Origin of the sequence: Nocardia sp. NPDC059229, from assembly GCF_042754165.1 — a bacterium.
GTDB lineage: Bacteria > Actinomycetota > Actinomycetes > Mycobacteriales > Mycobacteriaceae > Nocardia.
This window is the reverse complement of record NZ_JBHZAK010000013.1, coordinates 233,004-249,586: the sequence shown is the minus strand read 5'-3', so window position 1 is coordinate 249,586 and position 16,583 is coordinate 233,004. Positions and strand designations below refer to the sequence as shown.

The following is a 16,583-nucleotide window of genomic DNA, read 5'->3' as shown; positions in this document are numbered from 1 at the left end:
CCGCCACCCGCGTCACCCTCCGGCGGGCAACCGGATCACCACAGCAATCCACCGCAGCCGGACAGTCAGTGGGCACCCACCCAGCAGTGGCACGGGCAACCGGCTCAGACGCAGTTTCCGCCGCAGGGCCAGTTCCCGTCGCAGCAGCAATTCGCGCAACCACAGCAGCAGTTCGGACAGCCCCAGCACTTCGCCCCGGGACCGGGTCACGATGTTCCGCAGCCGGGGTTCCCGCCACCAGGGTTCGGTTCGCCGCAGGGACCGGGCTTCGATCCACACGCGCAGTTCGGTTCCCCGCAGGCACAGTTCGGTTCTCCGCAGGGCCAGTTCAGCTCCCCTCAGGGTCAGTTCGGTACGCCGCAGGGACAATTCGCGCGGCAGCAGCCCTTCGCCGCACCGGGTCAGTTCGGCGCACAAGCGCCGGTGGTCACACAACCGATGGGGCGCAACAGGAATCGGATGATCCTGCTGGCGCTGGCCGGAGTCGCGGTGCTGGTCGTGGGTGCGGTGATCGCCGTGGTGGCGACCCGGTCGGATGATTCGGGCGGCACGCAGGCCCAGTCCCCGGAGACGTCGAGTGCGGCCGCCACCACCAAAACCGGAGCGGGCACGAGCGATCCGGCGGCGATGGTACTGGCGGTCGACGACCTGCCGGTCGGGTGGACCGAGGACACCAAGAAGGAGCAGCAGACCAACGACGGCACCGATGAGGCCCGGGTCTCGGGTGAGACTCCGGACTGCACCGCGAAGCTGAAGAAGGAGGCCGCCCCGCCCGCGACCAAACCGGCGGCGAAGGCCACCTCGGCGTTCGGCCAGAAGGGCGGCTACGGCGGCGCCGCGGTGTCGACGACGGTCGCGTTCCGCACCCCCGCCGAGATCCAGAGCGAATTCGACGAGGAGAAGGACGCCTCCGACAACTGCCCGACAGTGATCTACGACGGCATGCAGATCGTGTACACGAAGATCTCGAACATTCCGGCGGTGGGCGACGAGATCATCGGCTACCAGATGGACGCCACGGCGGCCGGCGGCGGCCAGGCCCGCGGCCTGCACTATGTCTGCCGGTCGGGCGGCAAGATCTGGTACTTCGACTACAACGCCAACGTCAACGACTACCACGCCGACGAGGCCAACCGCCTGTTCAGCAAGGCGCTCACCAAGTGGCAGGCGGGGCTCAAGTAGCCGATTCGCGAAACCCGCTGCGTCGCAGCACTGCTCGCTACGTGCTCACACGCACTGCACGGTGCTCACCTCACTGCACCGTGCACAGTCTCACTGCACGTAGCGACGCAGGCGCCGAGCCGCGAATTCGCGGAAGTAGGCGACCTTCTCCTCGGGCACGATGCTCGGCAGCAGGAAGTACCAGGCCCGCTCCATGCGGGTCGCCATCTGATCGATGGACTCGGTGCTGACCGCGACGATATGGACGCCGGTGGTCATCTCCTGCAGCAGCATGCCGATGGTGTCGGGATCCAGGTCGGGTTTGAGATCCCCCTGGGTGATCGCGCGTTCGGCGAGCAAACGGTGCGTCTCGCCCCAGGTCTTGGCGATATTGTCGCCGGTCGCGCCGCGGTAGTCGCCGATCTGGTGGGTCAGTTTGAGCATCGCGCCCACCATCGGATCGTTCATGGTGAGGTCGGCGACCACATAGGTGATCCCGATGCACGCCTCCAGCGCCGGCACCCGCGGATCGAAGAATCCCTGGCATGCGCTGACCAGTCGCTCGTTGCCCTGATCGACGACCGCGCGCGCCAGTTCTTCCTTGGATCCGAAGTGAAAGTACAACGCGCCCTTGGTCACATTCGACTGCGCGATGATCTCGGACAGGGACGCGTTCGCGTAGCCCAGTCGCAGAAAGACATCGGCCGCGCCCGCGAGCACGGAATCGCGAGTGATCTCCGCACGCGCCTGCCTAGCCATCAGAGCCGCCTGTCATCAAACCAGCCATCCTGAAGTAGACCGATATCCCGAAGTTGACCGACATCACAGTTCGAACAGCACTCGAAGGATGGGTGAACCGTACCACCCGGCTGCGTGCTGCCAGTCGATTCGAGCATTCGACCCGTCCTCCTTCGCAATTCGCTGGTTAACTGTCCAGTTCTGCCCCGCTAGGACAGACATATCAGACCTGAATTCAAACCGCCGGGTTCTATAACCCCTTGCCGCTCGGCCATTCCGACGCCAGCTGGGGTTCCGCCTCCAAATGAGTGAGGCCGTTCCAGCACAGGTTCACCAGGTGCGCGGCCACCACTTCCTTGGATGGCTGGCGCTCGTCCAGCCACCAGGTCGCCGCCGTCGCAACCATTCCCACCAGCGCCTGCCCGTACAGCGTCGCCAGCGTCGGGTCCAGCCCGCGGCGCTCGAAATCCCCGGCCAGAATGTGCGCCACCTGATTCACGGCCTCGTTCAGCAGACTCGAGTAGGTGCCCTCCGCGGCCGACACCGGCTGATCCCGCATGAGAATCCGGAAACCGTCGGTGCGCTCCTCCATATAGGTGAGCAACGCCAGCGCCACCTGCTCGAGCCGCACCCGCGAACGGTTCTGGGTGAGCGAGGAGGTGATCATCTCCAGCAGCGTCGACATCTCCCGGTCGACCACCACGGCGTAGAGCCCCTCCTTGCCGCCGAAGTGCTCGTACACCACCGGTTTCGACACCTGGGCCCGCGCCGCGATCTCCTCGATCGAGGTGGCGTCATATCCCCGCTCCGCGAACAGCGCCCGGCCGATCTCGATGAGCTGCTGGCGGCGCTGGGTGCCGGTCATGCGCGGCCGCGCCGGCTTGGAGCCCTCGCCCGTCGTCATCGCCACCTGCCCTTTCACCCTGCCCCCGAGCACCTTTGCAGGGGGTGCGGGGCCATGGGCCGCCGCGCATTCGTACGTAGCCTATCGACAGACACGTTCGAATCTATGTAAGCGGTTCGACGTAGAGGCGTACTTCATGCGAGGATCAGACCCGCATGAAGCGCCAATCCGCCGTGGTGTAATGGCAGCACAACTGATTTTGGTTCAGTTTGTCCAGGTTCGAGTCCTGGCGGCGGAGCTCACGAGCAGGGTCGATATGGTGGGCCCCGCACAAAATCGCTGACCACGCTGTGGGTGCCGACCCACTGTGGCCCAGCACAACCTGACTCAGCACACGATGACCGGCAGCCGAGGGAGATCCATGCCACAGCAGACCGCCGTCGTCGTTCTCGCCGCCGGAGCCGGAACCCGAATGCGGTCCAAGACACCCAAGGTGTTGCACCCGCTCGCCGGTCGGAGCATGCTCGCCCACGCGCTGCATGCCGCGCACGAGATCGACCCGACGGCGCTCATCACCGTGATCGGTCACGATCGCGAACAGGTCGGCGACGCGGTCGGCAAGGTGGGAGCCGAACTGGGCCGCCAGATCACCCTGGCGGTGCAGGAGGAACAGCGCGGTACCGGGCACGCCGTGCAGTGCGCGCTCACCTCGCTGCCGGAGAACTTCGACGGCGACGTCCTCGTCACCTACGCCGACGTGCCACTGCTGGACGGGCACACCCTGCACGCGCTGCTCGACGAGCACCGCAGCTACTCCGACGGATCCGCAGTCACCGTACTGACTTTCGAGCCCGAGGACCCGAACGGCTACGGCCGCATCGTGCGCGACGCACAGGGTCACGTGCTGGAGATCGTCGAGCACGCCGACGCCAGCCCGGCGCAGGCGGCCATCACCGAGGTCAACTCCGGCGTCTACGTCTTCGACGCGGCCGTGCTGCGAATCATGATCTCGCGCATCGATACCGCCAACGCCCGCCACGAGCTGTACCTCACCGACGTGCTCAAGCTGGCCCGTGAGGCCGGACATCCGGTGCACGGCGCGCGGCTGATCGATTCCGCCAAGGTCACCGGCGTGAACGATCGGGTGCAGCTGGCCGGCGCGGCCCGCACCCTCAACCGCTACATCCTGGAACGGCACATGCGCGCCGGGGTCACCATCATCGATCCGGGCAGCACCTGGATCGACGGCAATGTGGTGATCGGCCGCGACTCCGTCATCCGGCCGGGCGTACAACTGTTGGGCGACACCGTGATCGGCGAGGACGCCGAGATCGGACCGGACTGCACGCTCACCGACGTGACCGTCGGCGACGGCGCCAAGGTGGTGCGCACGCACGGCGAGAAGTCGAGCATCGGCCCGGGCGCGAGCGTCGGCCCCTTCGCCTATCTGCGGCCCGGCACCTCGCTCGGCGCGGAGGGCAAGATCGGCGGCTTCGTCGAGACCAAGAACGCCACCATCGGCGCGCACTCCAAGGTCCCGCACCTCACCTATGTCGGCGACGCCACCATCGGCGAATACAGCAATATCGGCGCGTCCAGCGTTTTCGTCAATTACGACGGGGTCAAGAAGCACCACACCACGGTCGGCTCGCACGTGCGCACGGGCAGCGACACCATGTTCGTCGCGCCGGTCACCGTGGGTGACGGCGCGTATTCGGCGGCGGGTACTGTACTGCGCAGAAGCGTTCCCCCGGGAGCGCTCGCGGTGTCGGGTGGAGCACAACGCAACATTGAAGGCTGGGTGCAGCGCAATCGCCCCGGCACCGATGCAGCCCGCGCGGCCGAAGCGGCGCTCGCGGCTCTCCCGGATCCGCCGGGAACCACCGAGATATCCAACGAGCAAAAGGATGGCGAACGTCAGTGACCGCGTTCTCTACCGATAACCAGAAGAATCTGATGCTGTTCTCGGGGCGCGCTCATCCTGAGCTCGCCGAGGCGGTGGCCAAGGAACTCAACGTTCACGTCACTCCCCAGACCGCGCGCGACTTCGCAAACGGTGAGACCTTCGTCCGGTTCGAGGAATCGGTGCGCGGCTCCGACGCTTTCGTGCTGCAGAGCTTCCCGGCCCCGCTGAACCAGTGGGTCATGGAGCACCTGATCATGATCGACGCGCTCAAGCGCGGTTCGGCCAAGCGCATCACCTCGGTGCTGCCCTTCTACCCCTACGCCCGTCAGGACAAGAAGCACCGCGGCCGCGAGCCCATCTCGGCCCGCCTGATCGCGGACCTGCTCAAGACCGCGGGCGCGGACCGCATCATCACCATCGACCTGCACACCGATCAGATCCAGGGCTTCTTCGACGGCCCGGTCGATCACATGCACGCGCAGGTGCAGCTGGCCGAGCACATCCGCAACAACTACGACCTGTCCAACATCACGGTCGTCTCCCCCGACGCCGGCCGCGTGAAGGTCGCCGAGAAGTGGGCCAACTCGCTCGCGGACGCGCCGATGGCGTTCATCCACAAGACCCGCGACCCGCTGGTCCCCAACCAGACCGTCTCCAACCGCGTGGTCGGTGAGGTCGAGGGCCGCACCTGCATCCTGATCGACGACATGATCGACACCGGTGGCACCATCGCCGGCGCGGTCAAGGTGCTCAAGCAGGCCGGCGCGGGCGACGTGGTCATCGCCGCCACCCACGGCATCCTGTCCGACCCGGCCGCCGAGCGTCTCGCCAGCAGCGGGGCCAAGGAGGTCGTGGTGACCAACACCCTGCCGATCGACGAGGCCAAGAAGTTCCCGACGCTGACCGTGCTGTCGATCGCCCCGCTGCTGGCACAGACCATCCGCGAGGTCTTCGAAAACGGTTCCGTCACAGGTCTTTTCAACGGGAACGCATAACCGGCTGCGTAGCTCAGCCCGATAGACACACGCAAGAGCACCCCTCCCACTGCACGGGAGGGGTGCTCTTGCGTGAAATGGGGATGGCAATGGATGTCCGTTTCTGAAGGTAAGCGGTAGCGTTGGATCGAACTCAGGGTTGCTACTGGTGCGCTGATTGCGCGGAGAGGTGGTGCCGAATGGCCGGCCGGCCCGACGAGGACGATGCCCGCGTCATGGACGAGATCTTCGACACCGATCAGGTCTTCGACAGCGATGTCGACAACCTCGACTACGACCTCGGCGACGACGATCAGGAGGACGAGATCCGCGAGTACACGCGGTTCATCACCGATCCGCCCGAGGACCTCGTCATCCGCGATCGCGAGAACGACGACCACGGCAGGCTCGGCATCGGAGCCGAACTCGACCAGGAGTGGAGCCGCCGGCGGCAGCGCGAGGAGTTCATGGCCGAGGACGACCGGCCCGCGGAGGTCGCCGCCATGGACATCGTGGAGGAACTCGGCGATTAGGACTGTTGCGTAGCACGGGCCGCAGAGGGATATCCCTGAAGACGCACACCACGATCGAGGAGGGCGCGATGAGCACGCCGCCGCACGAGCCCGGCAAGCCGTCGGACGAATCCGGCACCGGACCGGCCGACATGTTCAAGAAGGAATCCGACACGCCAGCGGCGGACACGCCAGAGGACGCCTCGGGCGCTCGGCCCACCGACGAACCGCCCGCGGACGACATCACCTTCCGGTACATCCCGGGCACTCCCCCGCCTCCCGGTCAGCCCGACCCCACACAGTTCAACCCGGCCGCGCAGTCCGAGCCTCCACCGGCCCAGCCGCAGTACCCGGCCGGCGGGGCGTACGGCTACCCGCCACAGGGCGATCAGCCACCGGCCGCGTATCCGGGCGGCGGGTTTCCGCCCTACCCGAACGCTTCCTACCCTCAGGGTTCGCAGCCTTCTTACCCCCGGGGTGCGCAGCCGCCGTACCCGCAGCAGTTCGGACCCGGTCAGCAGCCCTACGGCCAGCAGCAGCCGTACGGTCAGCCGTACCAGCCCTATCCCGGTGGCGCGAATTTCGGTGCGCCGCCGCCGCGCAGCGGACCGCAGACCTTCTCGATCATCGGATTCGTCTGCGCGGTCATCGCACTCATCTTCTGTCCGCCGCTGTTCGGCATCGCGGGCATCGTGCTCGGCGTGATCGGGCACAGCAAGGGCGAGCCGCTGGGCAAGTGGGCCGCGGTCGCCTCCGGGGTGGCGCTGGTGCTGGGCATCATCATCGGGGTCGCGATCTACGGCTCCGGGGTCATGCCGAACACTAATTGACATGACCGCATTCACCGGATTCCCGCTCGCCGGACTCGACTTCTACGAGGATCTGGAAGCCGACAACAGCAAGACCTTCTGGAACGCCCACAAGCAGGTATGGGAGAAGTCCGTCCGGGATCCGATGAAAGCCCTTGTCGCCGAGCTGGAACCGGACTTCGGCGAGGCCAAGATCTTCCGGCCGTACCGGGATGTGCGCTTCGCCAAGGACAAGTCGCCCTACAAGAACCATCAGGGCGCGGTGGTGTACAGCGCGCAGTACTCCGGCTGGTACGTCCAGATCAGCGCGGCCGGACTGCGGGTCGGGGGCGGCATGTACGCCGCCGAGACCGCCCAGCTGGCCGCATTGCGGGTCGCCATCGACGACGAGGTGCGCGGGACGGAGCTGGAAGGGCTGATCGCACAGCTCGTCTCGGCCGGATACCAGATCGGCGGGGACAAGCTGGCGACCAAACCCAAGGGCTACGACATCGATCACCCGCGCATCGAGCTGCTGCGGCACAAATCCCTCACCGCTGGAAGAGATTTCGGCGCACCCAAGTGGCTGAGCACCCCGCGCGCCGCCCGGGAGGTCCGGGCGGCGTGGGAGGAGATGCGGCCGCTCATCGAGTGGCTGGCGGCGGTGACGGCGCAGAAGTAGCCGCCACCGCCCGCGCACCTACGCAAGCATCGTGCCTACCTGCGCTCCGCGAGCACCAGGGCGAACCGCTCGGCGGGATCGGTCCACATCCGCTCGGTGGTGAAACCGGCTGCGTCCAGCTCGCTTTCGAGGACCTCACGGCGGAACTTGGCGGAGATCTCGGTGCGCAGCTGCTCGCCCGCCGCGAAATCGACGGTCAGGTCCAGGTCCGGGATGCCGACCGTCATGGCCTCGGTGGCCTCGAGGCGCATTTCGATCCACTCCCGCTCGGCGTCCCAGATCGCGACGTGCCTGAACTTCTCCGGTTCGAAGTTCGCGCCCAGCCGGCTGTTCAGGACATGCAGCACATTGCGATTGAATTCCGCGGTGACACCCGCGGCGTCGTCATAGGCGGGGACCAGCACCGCCGGGTCGATGACCAGGCCCGCGCCGAGCAGCAGCTGCTCGCCCGGTTCCAGGACATCCCGGATGCCACCGAGGAATTCGGCGCGCTCGGCGGGGATCAGGTTGCCGATGGTGCCGCCCAGGAAGGCGACCATGCGGCGGCCGCCGCCAGGCAGGTTGTCGAGGGTGGCGGTGAAATCACTGACCACGCCGTGCACGCCCAGGCCGGGGAACTCCGCGGCCACCTCGTCCGCCGCCATCCGCAGCGCCGAGACCGAGACATCCTGCGGCACATAGCTCTTCAGCGGGCCCTCCGCCTTCAGTGCGTTGAGCAACAGCCGGGTCTTGGCCGCCGAGCCCGCGCCGAGCTCGACCAGCACCTCGGCCTGCGCAGTCCGCGCGATCTCGCCGACCACCCGTTCCAGCAGGGTCCGCTCGGTGCGGGTCGGGTAGTACTCGGGCAGTTCGGTGATCTTCTCGAACAGCTCGCTGCCGCGTGCGTCGTAGAACCACTTGGGCGGCAACCACTTCGGTTCCGCGGTCAGCCCCTGTCGCACGTCCGCGCGCAGCGCGGTCGTCAAATCCTCGTCGGTCAGATGAATTTCCAGCGTAGCCGCAGTCATGAGCCAGCCTTTCCGATCTCGATATCCAGTGGTTCCACCGACACCCGCCCGTCCCGCACGCTCAGCAGCTGCCGATCGGCAATCGGCCGCCACCGCGGATCGTCATCGAACGGTTCCGAGGCCACCAACACGAACCCGTCGGTCTCCAACACCGACAAAGAGTGATGCCACGTCGTCCCCCAAATCCCCGCCCCGTCCCCCACCAGCAAGTTCAACCGCGCGCGGGGCGACCGCGCCAGCACCGCCGCCATCACCAGCCGCAATACCTCCTCCGGATCTCTCGCCCCCGCACCATGGAACGCCGCGCCGGCCGAGCCGTCCGAGGCCGTGGCCGACCGCCAGGTCCGAACCTCCGGCGCTGCACCGGAAGCCGAGGTGACACTGATCGACGACCGGGACGTCACCGTCGCGCCGAAACTCCGCGATTCGCCGATGCCCGAATGCTCGACGCCCGCAGTGGTGTCGCCACCACCGTCGAGCAGTCCGCGCAGGATCACCCATAGTGCGGCAGAGTCGGTCAGGGACTCTGCCTCCAGGAGCGGTGGCGAATCGAATTCGGCGGCAACCGCACTCAGCGCTCGCCGCCAGTCGGGGATCGCGCCGTTGTGGCTGAAGGCCCAGCGGCCGTGTGTGAACGGGGCGCAGGCTGCTCGCTCCACCGGCATTCCCACTGTGGCGGAACGGATTGCGGCCAGTACTGCTCCGGACCGAATCTGCGGCAATACCTCGTCGACCGCCGGATCCGTCCAGATCGGGGCCGCATTGCGATACCGGCTGACCACCGGATCCGCCCCCGCGGCACCGGATCCGGCCTGATCCGCCTGAGCGCCGACGGTTTCCGCCGCAGCCCGGATATCCGCCGCCGTACCGCCGTGCCAGATGACGCCGGGTCCGTGGTCGGGAGCGGCGGCATCGGGGTGGTGCCACCAGGCGACGCCGAAACCGTCGGCGTTGATGGTGCCGCCGCCACGCATGTCGCGCGGGGCCCAGGATTGGGTGCGCAGGGAATTCGGGCCCCGGGTCAGGAGCACCCCTACCGGGGTGGGTGGGCCCAGGTAGGCGAGGTGACGGCACATCAGCGCTCGTCCGATCTCAGGTCCCGGGCGAGGCGGAAGCCGGCGAAGATCTGGCGGCGGATCGGGTGATCCCAATTGCGGAAGGTGCCGCGGGAGGCGACCTGGTCGGCACCGAAGGAACCACCGCGCAGGACCCGGTAGTCGCCGCCGAAGAAGACCTCGGAGTATTCCCGGTACGGGAAGGCGCGGAAGCCCGGGTAGGCCTCGAAACCCGAAGTGGTCCACTCCCAGACGTCGCCGATCAGCTGATGGACACCGGCCGGGGACGCCCCCGCGGGGTAGGCCCCGACATCGGCCGGTTCCAGGTGGTGCTGGCCGAGATTCGCCAGGGCATCGGTGGGATCGATATCGCCCCAGGGGTATCGGCGGGAGCGGCCGGTGGCCGGATCGAAGCGGGCGGCCTTCTCCCATTCCGCCTCGGTGGGCAGGCGCTTGCCCGCCCAGTTGGCATAGGCCTCGGCCTCGAACCAGCAGACGTGCACCACCGGCTGGTGGGCGCGCAGCGGCTGCATGGTGCCGAAAACCCGGCGCCACCAACGGCCTCCGGCGTCCTGCTCCCAGAACTGGGGCGCGGTCAGCCCGGCCTCCACGCGGTGCGCCCAGCCGCGCTCGGACCACAGCTCGGGCCGCTCGTAGCCGCCGTCGTCGACGAAGGCCAGGTACTGCTCGTTGGTGATGGGCGCGGCGTCGATGGCGAAGGCGTCGACGTGCACCGGGTGCGCGGGCCGCTCGTTGTCCAGGGCCCAGGGATCGGAGTCGGTGCCCATGATGAATTCGCCTGCGGGAACGACGACTTCACCGGTGACCGCCACCCGCGCGGCGGGGGTGGGCGGGGCGGACAGCACCGCGTCTCCGGTCCGCAGCTGGTGGGTGGCGAGCATGGTCTCGTCGTGCTGCTGCTCGTGCTGGGCGATCATGCCGAAGGCGAAGCCGTCGTGGACCAGGTCATTACCGCGTAAGGGGCTGCGGTCCAGCACATCCCACACCTTGTCCCGCACGGTGCCGACATAGTCGCGGGCCTGCGCCGGATCCAGCAGCGGCAGCGCGGGCCGGTCCGCCCGGGCGTGCCGGAAGGCGTCGTAGAGGTGATCGATGTCCTGCCGCACGGGTTCCCGCCCGCCCACATCGCGTACCAGCCAGAGTTCCTCCTGGTTGCCGATGTGTGCGAGATCCCAGACCAGCGGGCTCATCAGTCGCGAGTGCTGCGCGACCAGTTCGGCCTCGTCGATGCACTCGGTCAGTCCGATGGTCCGCCGGCGCGCCCGCTCGAGCGCGTCCGCGATCCGCCCGCGCAACGCCTCGGTCTCCGCCCGATCCGATCCCGGCAGATGCTGAACAGTCATGAGAGAACTTCCGATTCTGTCGGTGTGCGGCCGCTGCGACATCGGTCGGCGGCGGCAGCCAATTCCTTGGCCGCCTCGGGAGTGGCGGCATGCGCGGTGGCCAGGTCGAGCAGGGCGACCGCGGCTGCCCGCAGCTCCGCGTCGGCCAGCCCGCGGCGGGCGGATTCGGACCAGAGATCCGCGGTGGAGGCGGCCAGAGCCGTTGCCTCCGTGATGGTTCCAGGATCGGACAGCAGCGCGTCGATGGCATGCACCGGCACCGACCACCCGTCGCCAGGCTGCGCGTCGAGGTAGCGGACCTCGAGGTGCCCGGCCGCGCGGACCGGCGGGAACAGGGTGGTGAGGTGATAGTCCAGATCCGCCCGGTCCGGGCGGCGGCCGATCTCCTCGTCCAGCGCCCCGCACAGCCAGTCGGCGAAGGTGGCCCCGGGCGGGGCCGACCAGTCACCGGCCTGCGGGTCCGGCGACCGCACGCACAGCAGTGGCACGTCCAGCGCCCAGCGCGCGTACCCGGTGATCGGGTCGGCCCAGTCGTGCACGGGCGGCCGGGTGCGGAGCGGGTCGAGCCGCTGCCAGGCCCGCATGCGCTGGGAGGCCCAGTCGCCGGGCGGGGCGGCGTGCAGCCTGGGTGAGCAGGCGAAAGCGGCCAGCAGGGCGGGACCCACGGCGTGCAGGACCTGCCAGCGGGCGGCGATCTCGGCGCGATTCGCGCCCGCGTCGACGCTCACCTGGGCGGCGGCGGTATTGCACATCATGAGCGCACCGAACGGGCCGATGCCGGCGAAGGATCGCTCCATCGCCCGGTAGCGCGGGAGCTGCAGCACACGAAGCGGCCGCCGAGTTGCGTCGGCGGCGGCGGAAATAGTTCGGATTTCGCGGGATTCGAGCAGCTCCCGCAAGCGTATCGTGTCTGCCCGCAAGCGCTCGCACAGTTCGGCGGCGGTGCCGAACGGGGCACTGGACAGTTCGATCTGACCGCCGGGTTCGAGGGTGACCCGGCTGCCTCCCGGCAACGGAACGGCCGGGGAATCGGGGGAAATGGACCGTGGCGCATGTGGTCCGAGAGCGTCCGCGAGGACCCTGAGGTCCGGACGCGAGTTGGTCGCCGAAAATTCACCCTGCGCGGTGAGCCACTCCAGTTCGGCGCCGATGAGCAGCGGTGGGCCCTGTTTGAAACAGACTTTTCCGACATAAGCCTCGGCGGCGGCGCGTGACGTGAATTCGCCGCCCGGGTCCGATTCGGCCAGGCCACTGTGCAGCACATCGGTCGGTGACGCCGTGACAGCCATTGCCAACCTCCGTCTGATGCGGTCGCCGCCGGGGATCGCACGGCGACCCAAACAAGAGTAGCGAGCGACTGTGACAAGAAATCTGACGAAATGGAGAACGCCTGCAGAGGAACAGCCGATTCCCGACCGCCGCTGTCATTGCCCCACCGAGAGCACAATGGCCCCGACATTGCGACGTTCCTCCAGCTCACGGTGGGCATCTGCGGCCCGTCCCAGCGGATGGCGGGCATGGATCCGGGGCCTCAGCTCACCGCGGCCCGCCGCGGCCAATGCCCATTCGGCATCACCGCGCTGCTCGGCGTCGGATTTGCGGAAGACGATCCCGAGCGGCCCGGCCGTGGTCGCGACGACCGTCGCGCCGAGCAGGGATTCGTCCACCTCCGGGCCGATTCGCACGACCTCCCCGGCGACCTCGATGCCGGGAATCCAGGGCAGGGGCCGGGGATATCGGCCCGACCGGACGATGACGTCCCCGTAGATCACGCTCGCCGACCGGACCGCGATCTTGACCTGGCCCGCACTCGGTTCCGGCTCCGGGACCTCCGTGAGGCCGAGCACCTCCGGTGCACCGAATCGATCCGCCTGCACAGCTCGCATGGCCGCGCCCCTTCCCGCACACTGAATCCGAAGTGAGACAATCTGTCTCGTTTGAATCAACTCGTCCAGTCTCCGAATCCGGTCGGTCCCCGCACAAGGATCAACCGAGCCGGTATGTCCCGACCGAGACAAGGAGTCGAAAGTGTCTCAGCCGAATCTGCGGGTCCGCCGCACCCGCGCATTGCTGCGCGAGGCCCTGGTGGACCTGATCGAGGAGCGGGGATTCGACCGCGTCACCGTCGGTGAGCTCACCGCCCGCGCGATGATCAGCAGGGCCGCGTTCTACCGGAACTATCGCGACAAATACCAGCTGGTCGAGCAGATCTTCGACGAGGCGTTCGCCGAGCTGACCGCGGCCGGCTGCGATCGGCCGCCCGGGCAGCGCTGGCAGGAATTCCTCGCCCACATCGAGGCCTATCACCGGTTGTACGGCGCGCTGCTGGGCCGACGCGGCAGCCCCTGGTTCGCCGACCGCATGCGTGCGGCGCTGGCGGCCATGGTCAGCGAGCATCTGCCCGGGCAGGGCGGTGACGCCCTGGCGCCGGCCGTCGTGTCGGCGATGTTCATGCAATCCATCGTGTGGTGGCTCGACCACGACCGGCCGTACCCGCCCGCAGAGCTCGCCGAGCGCTCGGCGCCACTGATCGGCGCGGTGCTCGAAACCGCAGGCGGCGCAACGGGGTAGCGCGGCTCCCCCGGTGGGCGCTCGACGCGGTGGATAGGGTCGAATGTGTGAGAGACAACGCCACACTGGACATCGCCCGTCTGCGCGCCGACACGCCGGGGTGCCGGAATCAGGTCTTTCTCGACAGCGCGGGGTCCTCGCTCCCCCCGCGGATCGTCGTCGACACCGCCATCGACCACCTGCGGCGCGAGGCCGAGATCGGTGGCTACCGCGCCGCCAACGAGCGCATCGACGACCTGCACGGCGTCAAGACGGCCATTGCCGAACTGATCAATGCCGACCCGGCCGCGCTGGCCCTCAGCGACAGCGCCAGCCGCTCCTGGAGCGACTTCTTCTACTCGGTCCCGCTGAGCCCCGGCGACCGCATCCTGATCTCCGGCGTGGACTACGGCAGCAATGCCATCGCCGCCCTGCAGCGCGCCCGGCAGACCGGCGCGGTCGTGGAGGCCATACCCAGCGACGGCAGCGGCCAGCTCGACCTCGACGCTCTGGACGCCATGATCGACGAGCGCGTGAAACTGGTGTCGCTGGTGCATGTTCCGACCAATGGCGGCCTGGTGAACCCGGTCGCCGAGGCCGCCCGCATCGCACACCGGGTCGGTGCGCTGGCGCTGCTGGACGCGTGCCAGTCGGCCGGTCAGCTGCCCCTCGATGTCGCCGAACTCGACGTGGACGCGCTGTCCGCCACCGGCCGCAAGTGGCTGCGCGGCCCGCGTGGCACCGGATTTCTGTATGTGCGGCCCGACCTGGCGCTGAGTCTCGAGCCCGGCCGGCTCGACCTGCACAGCGCCGAGTGGATCGCCCCCGACGACTACGTGCTCTCCCCCGACGCCGGTCGCTTCGAATTCTGGGAATGCTCGGTCGCGAGCCGCCTCGCGCTGGGCGCGGCTGTGCGCTACCTGCTCGACCTGGGTCCGGCGCAGGTGTACGCGGCGATCGCCGAACGCGCCGAGTACCTGCGCAAGGCCCTGCAGGAGATTCCCGGCGTCGAGGTGCGCGACCGGGGCATCCAGCACGCGGGCATCGTGTCCTTCACCGTCGACGGCCTGGAACCGGTCCAGGTGCGCGATCGGCTGGCCGCCGAGGCCATCACGGTGACGGTCAGCCACCGCGGCTCCACGCTGCTCGATATGACCGCCAGAGAACTGAACTCGGTGGTCCGTGCCTCCCCGCACTGCTTCGTCGACTACCAGGACCTGGATCGCTTCGTCGGGGCGGTCCGGACCTTCGCCTGACCGCCGCCCAAAACTCCGAAACGCTTAACAGCGCGCACCGGGCGCGGGATTATTTGAGGTGCTGGTTCGGCGTTTGAGGAGTCGATCGTGAGCCGATTCACCGACGAAATGTATGCCACCGCCCGCGTTTCCCGGAGAGGGCTGGTGACCGGTGAACCGGATGCGCCGGTGCGGCACGACTGGGGCCTGATCCATGACATCGCCCGCCGGATGGCCGGCGGCCTGGCCGCCGCCGGGATCGGCCCGGGCGACGCGGTGGGCGTGCTGGCCGGCATGCCGGTGGACATCGCGCCCGCCTGCCAGGCGGTGTGGATGCGCGGCGCCTCGATCACCATGCTGCATCAGCCGACCCCGCGCACCGATCTGCAGGTGTGGGCGCACGACACCGAGACCGTGCTGGGCATGATCCAGGCGCGGGCCGTCATTCTGGGCGCGCCGTTCGAGATCGCGGAACCGCTGCTGCGCGAACGCGGTATCGCGGTGGTGACCATCGCGGCCATGCGCACAGGTGAGCCGATCGAGCCGGTGCCGACCGGCGAGGACGATATCGCCCTGCAGCAGTTGACATCCGGATCCACCGGGTCGCCCAAGGCGGTGCAGATCACGCACGGCAACTTCTTCGTCAACGCCCACGCCATGTTCGATCGGGTGAAATTCCAGCTCGACGACGACGTGATGATCAGCTGGCTGCCGCTGTTCCACGACATGGGCATGGTCGGATTCCTCAGCGTGCCCATGCAATTCGGCGCGGAAGTGGTGTGCGTGACCCCGCTCGACTTCCTGACCCGCCCCATCCTGTGGGCCGAGTTGATCTCGAAGTATCGCGGAACCGTCACCGCCGCACCAAATTTCGCGTATTCGCTGCTGGCCCGCCGATTGCGCAACGCGGCCGACGGGTCGGTCGATCTGAGCAGCGTCCGCTACATGTGGAACGGCGCGGAACCCGTCGAGGCCGACACCATGGACGCCCTCGGCGAGGCCGGAAAACGCTTCGGCCTCAACCCCATGGCCCTCACCCCCGTCTACGGCATGGCCGAGACCACCCTCGCGGTCTCCATCCCCGATCCGGGCCTCGGCCAGGTCCTCGACGTCGTCGACGCCGACCTGCTGGAGGCCCTCGGCAAGGCCGTCCCCATCCGCGATCCGGAACACCATCACGGCGGCGTACGCCGTCTGCCGACCCTCGGCTACCTGGTCGACAACCTCGAGGGCCGGATCGTGGACGCCGAGCGCCGGCCCCTCCCGGTGCGCAGCGTCGGCGTCATCGAATTACGCGGCCCCGCAGTCACATCCGGCTACCTCACGGTGGACGGCTTCCGCGGCGCGCAGGACCCGCAGGGCTGGCTCGACACCGGCGACCTCGGCTACTTCACCGACGACGGCCTGGTGGTGGTGTGCGGCCGCATCAAGGACGTCATCATCATGGCGGGCCGCAATATCTTCCCCACCGACGTCGAGCGAGCGGCCCTGCGCGTCAAGGGAGTTCGCCCCGGCAACGCGGTGGCGGTGCGCCTCGACGCCGGGCAGAAACGCGAAAGCTTCGCCGTCGTGGTCGAATCCAACGATCACCAGAATCCCGAGGAGGTCCACCGCATCGAGCACGACATCGTGCACGCGGTCGTCTCCGAGGTCGGGGTCCGGCCTCGCAGCGTGACCGTTCTCGGCCCGGGCGCGCTGCCCAAGACCTCCTCCGGCAAGCTCCGGCGCTCGGCCACCGCCACCTACCTCGGCTGAACCAGCCCGGGG

At 68.3% G+C, this 16,583-nt stretch carries 17 protein-coding genes and 1 tRNA gene; 10 read left to right on the top strand and 8 right to left on the bottom strand.

Annotation, left to right across the window (positions count from 1 at the left end):
* Positions 1-12 precede the first annotated feature (12 nt).
* Positions 13-417: a hypothetical protein gene (locus ACFXHE_RS28215; RefSeq protein ID WP_379387469.1), complete on the bottom strand. Its 405-nt coding sequence runs from the start codon at positions 415-417 to the stop codon at positions 13-15.
* A 42-nt stretch (positions 418-459) separates the two neighbouring features.
* Here ACFXHE_RS28215 and ACFXHE_RS28210 point away from each other — a divergent pair, with 42 nt between their 5' ends.
* Positions 460-1,182, top strand: coding sequence for a hypothetical protein (locus tag ACFXHE_RS28210; protein WP_379387468.1), 723 nt, complete (start codon positions 460-462; stop codon positions 1,180-1,182).
* 90 nt (positions 1,183-1,272) lie between these two features.
* Here the strand turns inward: ACFXHE_RS28210 and ACFXHE_RS28205 are convergent, their stop codons facing one another.
* Together ACFXHE_RS28205 and ACFXHE_RS28200 are read right to left on the bottom strand one after the other, a co-directional pair.
* On the bottom strand, positions 1,273-1,920 hold the full coding sequence (locus ACFXHE_RS28205) for a TetR family transcriptional regulator (RefSeq protein WP_379387467.1): 648 nt from the start codon (positions 1,918-1,920) through the stop codon (positions 1,273-1,275).
* Positions 1,921-2,149: 229 nt separating this feature from the next.
* Complete coding sequence (locus tag ACFXHE_RS28200; protein WP_354836545.1) at positions 2,150-2,764, bottom strand: TetR/AcrR family transcriptional regulator; 615 nt, start codon at positions 2,762-2,764, stop codon at positions 2,150-2,152.
* Positions 2,765-2,970: 206 nt separating this feature from the next.
* On the opposite strand from ACFXHE_RS28200, the gene ACFXHE_RS28195 reads away from it, so the two are divergent.
* From ACFXHE_RS28195 to ACFXHE_RS28170, 6 genes are all read left to right on the top strand, one after another.
* Positions 2,971-3,041: transfer RNA gene (locus tag ACFXHE_RS28195), tRNA-Gln, on the top strand.
* 123 nt (positions 3,042-3,164) lie between these two features.
* The gene (glmU, locus tag ACFXHE_RS28190) at positions 3,165-4,667 is read left to right on the top strand and encodes a bifunctional UDP-N-acetylglucosamine diphosphorylase/glucosamine-1-phosphate N-acetyltransferase GlmU (RefSeq protein WP_379387466.1); all 1,503 of its coding nucleotides are present in this window, start codon (positions 3,165-3,167) and stop codon (positions 4,665-4,667) included.
* Entirely contained in the window at positions 4,664-5,644 is a 981-nt protein-coding gene (locus tag ACFXHE_RS28185) for a ribose-phosphate diphosphokinase (RefSeq protein WP_379387465.1), read from the top strand. The genes glmU and ACFXHE_RS28185 overlap by 4 nt, the downstream gene beginning before the upstream one ends.
* 179 nt (positions 5,645-5,823) lie before the next feature.
* Positions 5,824-6,156 (top strand): hypothetical protein, encoded by a 333-nt coding sequence (locus tag ACFXHE_RS28180; RefSeq protein ID WP_379387464.1) that lies wholly within the window; start codon positions 5,824-5,826, stop codon positions 6,154-6,156.
* A 68-nt stretch (positions 6,157-6,224) separates the two neighbouring features.
* On the top strand, positions 6,225-6,965 hold the full coding sequence (locus ACFXHE_RS28175) for a hypothetical protein (protein WP_379387463.1): 741 nt from the start codon (positions 6,225-6,227) through the stop codon (positions 6,963-6,965).
* Position 6,966: 1 nt separating this feature from the next.
* Positions 6,967-7,605, top strand: a complete 639-nt coding sequence (locus ACFXHE_RS28170) for a DUF2461 domain-containing protein (protein WP_379387462.1) — start codon at positions 6,967-6,969, stop codon at positions 7,603-7,605.
* A gap of 35 nt (positions 7,606-7,640) precedes the next feature.
* Here ACFXHE_RS28170 and egtD read toward each other — a convergent pair whose 3' ends face one another.
* The 5 genes from egtD to ACFXHE_RS28145 all read right to left on the bottom strand — a co-directional run bounded on the left by egtD (position 7,641) and on the right by ACFXHE_RS28145 (position 12,917).
* Positions 7,641-8,612: an L-histidine N(alpha)-methyltransferase gene (gene egtD / locus ACFXHE_RS28165; protein ID WP_379387461.1), complete on the bottom strand. Its 972-nt coding sequence runs from the start codon at positions 8,610-8,612 to the stop codon at positions 7,641-7,643.
* Positions 8,609-9,688 carry an ergothioneine biosynthesis protein EgtC gene (locus tag ACFXHE_RS28160; RefSeq protein WP_379387460.1) on the bottom strand — a complete coding sequence of 360 codons (1,080 nt, stop codon included), beginning with the start codon at positions 9,686-9,688 and terminating at the stop codon, positions 8,609-8,611. The genes egtD and ACFXHE_RS28160 overlap by 4 nt, the downstream gene beginning before the upstream one ends.
* Positions 9,688-11,031, bottom strand: a complete 1,344-nt coding sequence (gene egtB / locus ACFXHE_RS28155) for an ergothioneine biosynthesis protein EgtB (protein WP_379387459.1) — start codon at positions 11,029-11,031, stop codon at positions 9,688-9,690. The genes ACFXHE_RS28160 and egtB overlap by 1 nt, the downstream gene beginning before the upstream one ends.
* A complete protein-coding gene (gene egtA / locus ACFXHE_RS28150) occupies positions 11,028-12,320 on the bottom strand; it encodes an ergothioneine biosynthesis glutamate--cysteine ligase EgtA (protein WP_379387458.1) in 1,293 nt (430 codons plus the stop codon). The genes egtB and egtA overlap by 4 nt, the downstream gene beginning before the upstream one ends.
* A gap of 135 nt (positions 12,321-12,455) precedes the next feature.
* Positions 12,456-12,917, bottom strand: a complete 462-nt coding sequence (locus ACFXHE_RS28145; RefSeq protein ID WP_379387457.1) for an alcohol dehydrogenase catalytic domain-containing protein — start codon at positions 12,915-12,917, stop codon at positions 12,456-12,458.
* Between the two features lie 142 nt (positions 12,918-13,059).
* Between ACFXHE_RS28145 and ACFXHE_RS28140 the strand changes: the two genes are divergently transcribed.
* The 3 genes from ACFXHE_RS28140 to ACFXHE_RS28130 all read left to right on the top strand — a co-directional run bounded on the left by ACFXHE_RS28140 (position 13,060) and on the right by ACFXHE_RS28130 (position 16,571).
* Complete coding sequence (locus ACFXHE_RS28140; protein WP_379387456.1) at positions 13,060-13,602, top strand: TetR/AcrR family transcriptional regulator; 543 nt, start codon at positions 13,060-13,062, stop codon at positions 13,600-13,602.
* A 47-nt stretch (positions 13,603-13,649) separates the two neighbouring features.
* Positions 13,650-14,837, top strand: a complete 1,188-nt coding sequence (locus tag ACFXHE_RS28135; RefSeq protein WP_379387455.1) for an aminotransferase class V-fold PLP-dependent enzyme — start codon at positions 13,650-13,652, stop codon at positions 14,835-14,837.
* 87 nt (positions 14,838-14,924) lie between these two features.
* Positions 14,925-16,571: a fatty acyl-AMP ligase gene (locus tag ACFXHE_RS28130; protein ID WP_379387454.1), complete on the top strand. Its 1,647-nt coding sequence runs from the start codon at positions 14,925-14,927 to the stop codon at positions 16,569-16,571.
* Positions 16,572-16,583 lie beyond the last annotated feature (12 nt).

Excerpts from the sequence above, each read along its gene's own strand:
- ACFXHE_RS28210 (WP_379387468.1), top strand. The coding sequence starts at position 460 with ATGATCCTGCTGGCGCTGGCCGGAGTCGCGGTGCTGGTCGTGGGTGCG.
- ACFXHE_RS28205 (WP_379387467.1), bottom strand. The coding sequence starts at position 1,920 with ATGGCTAGGCAGGCGCGTGCGGAGATCACTCGCGATTCCGTGCTCGCG.
- ACFXHE_RS28200 (WP_354836545.1), bottom strand. The coding sequence starts at position 2,764 with ATGACCGGCACCCAGCGCCGCCAGCAGCTCATCGAGATCGGCCGGGCG.
- glmU (WP_379387466.1), top strand. The coding sequence starts at position 3,165 with ATGCCACAGCAGACCGCCGTCGTCGTTCTCGCCGCCGGAGCCGGAACC.
- ACFXHE_RS28180 (WP_379387464.1), top strand. The coding sequence starts at position 5,824 with ATGGCCGGCCGGCCCGACGAGGACGATGCCCGCGTCATGGACGAGATC.
- ACFXHE_RS28175 (WP_379387463.1), top strand. The coding sequence starts at position 6,225 with ATGAGCACGCCGCCGCACGAGCCCGGCAAGCCGTCGGACGAATCCGGC.
- ACFXHE_RS28170 (WP_379387462.1), top strand. The coding sequence starts at position 6,967 with ATGACCGCATTCACCGGATTCCCGCTCGCCGGACTCGACTTCTACGAG.
- egtD (WP_379387461.1), bottom strand. The coding sequence starts at position 8,612 with ATGACTGCGGCTACGCTGGAAATTCATCTGACCGACGAGGATTTGACG.
- ACFXHE_RS28160 (WP_379387460.1), bottom strand. The coding sequence starts at position 9,688 with ATGTGCCGTCACCTCGCCTACCTGGGCCCACCCACCCCGGTAGGGGTG.
- egtB (WP_379387459.1), bottom strand. The coding sequence starts at position 11,031 with ATGACTGTTCAGCATCTGCCGGGATCGGATCGGGCGGAGACCGAGGCG.
- egtA (WP_379387458.1), bottom strand. The coding sequence starts at position 12,320 with ATGGCTGTCACGGCGTCACCGACCGATGTGCTGCACAGTGGCCTGGCC.
- ACFXHE_RS28145 (WP_379387457.1), bottom strand. The coding sequence starts at position 12,917 with ATGCGAGCTGTGCAGGCGGATCGATTCGGTGCACCGGAGGTGCTCGGC.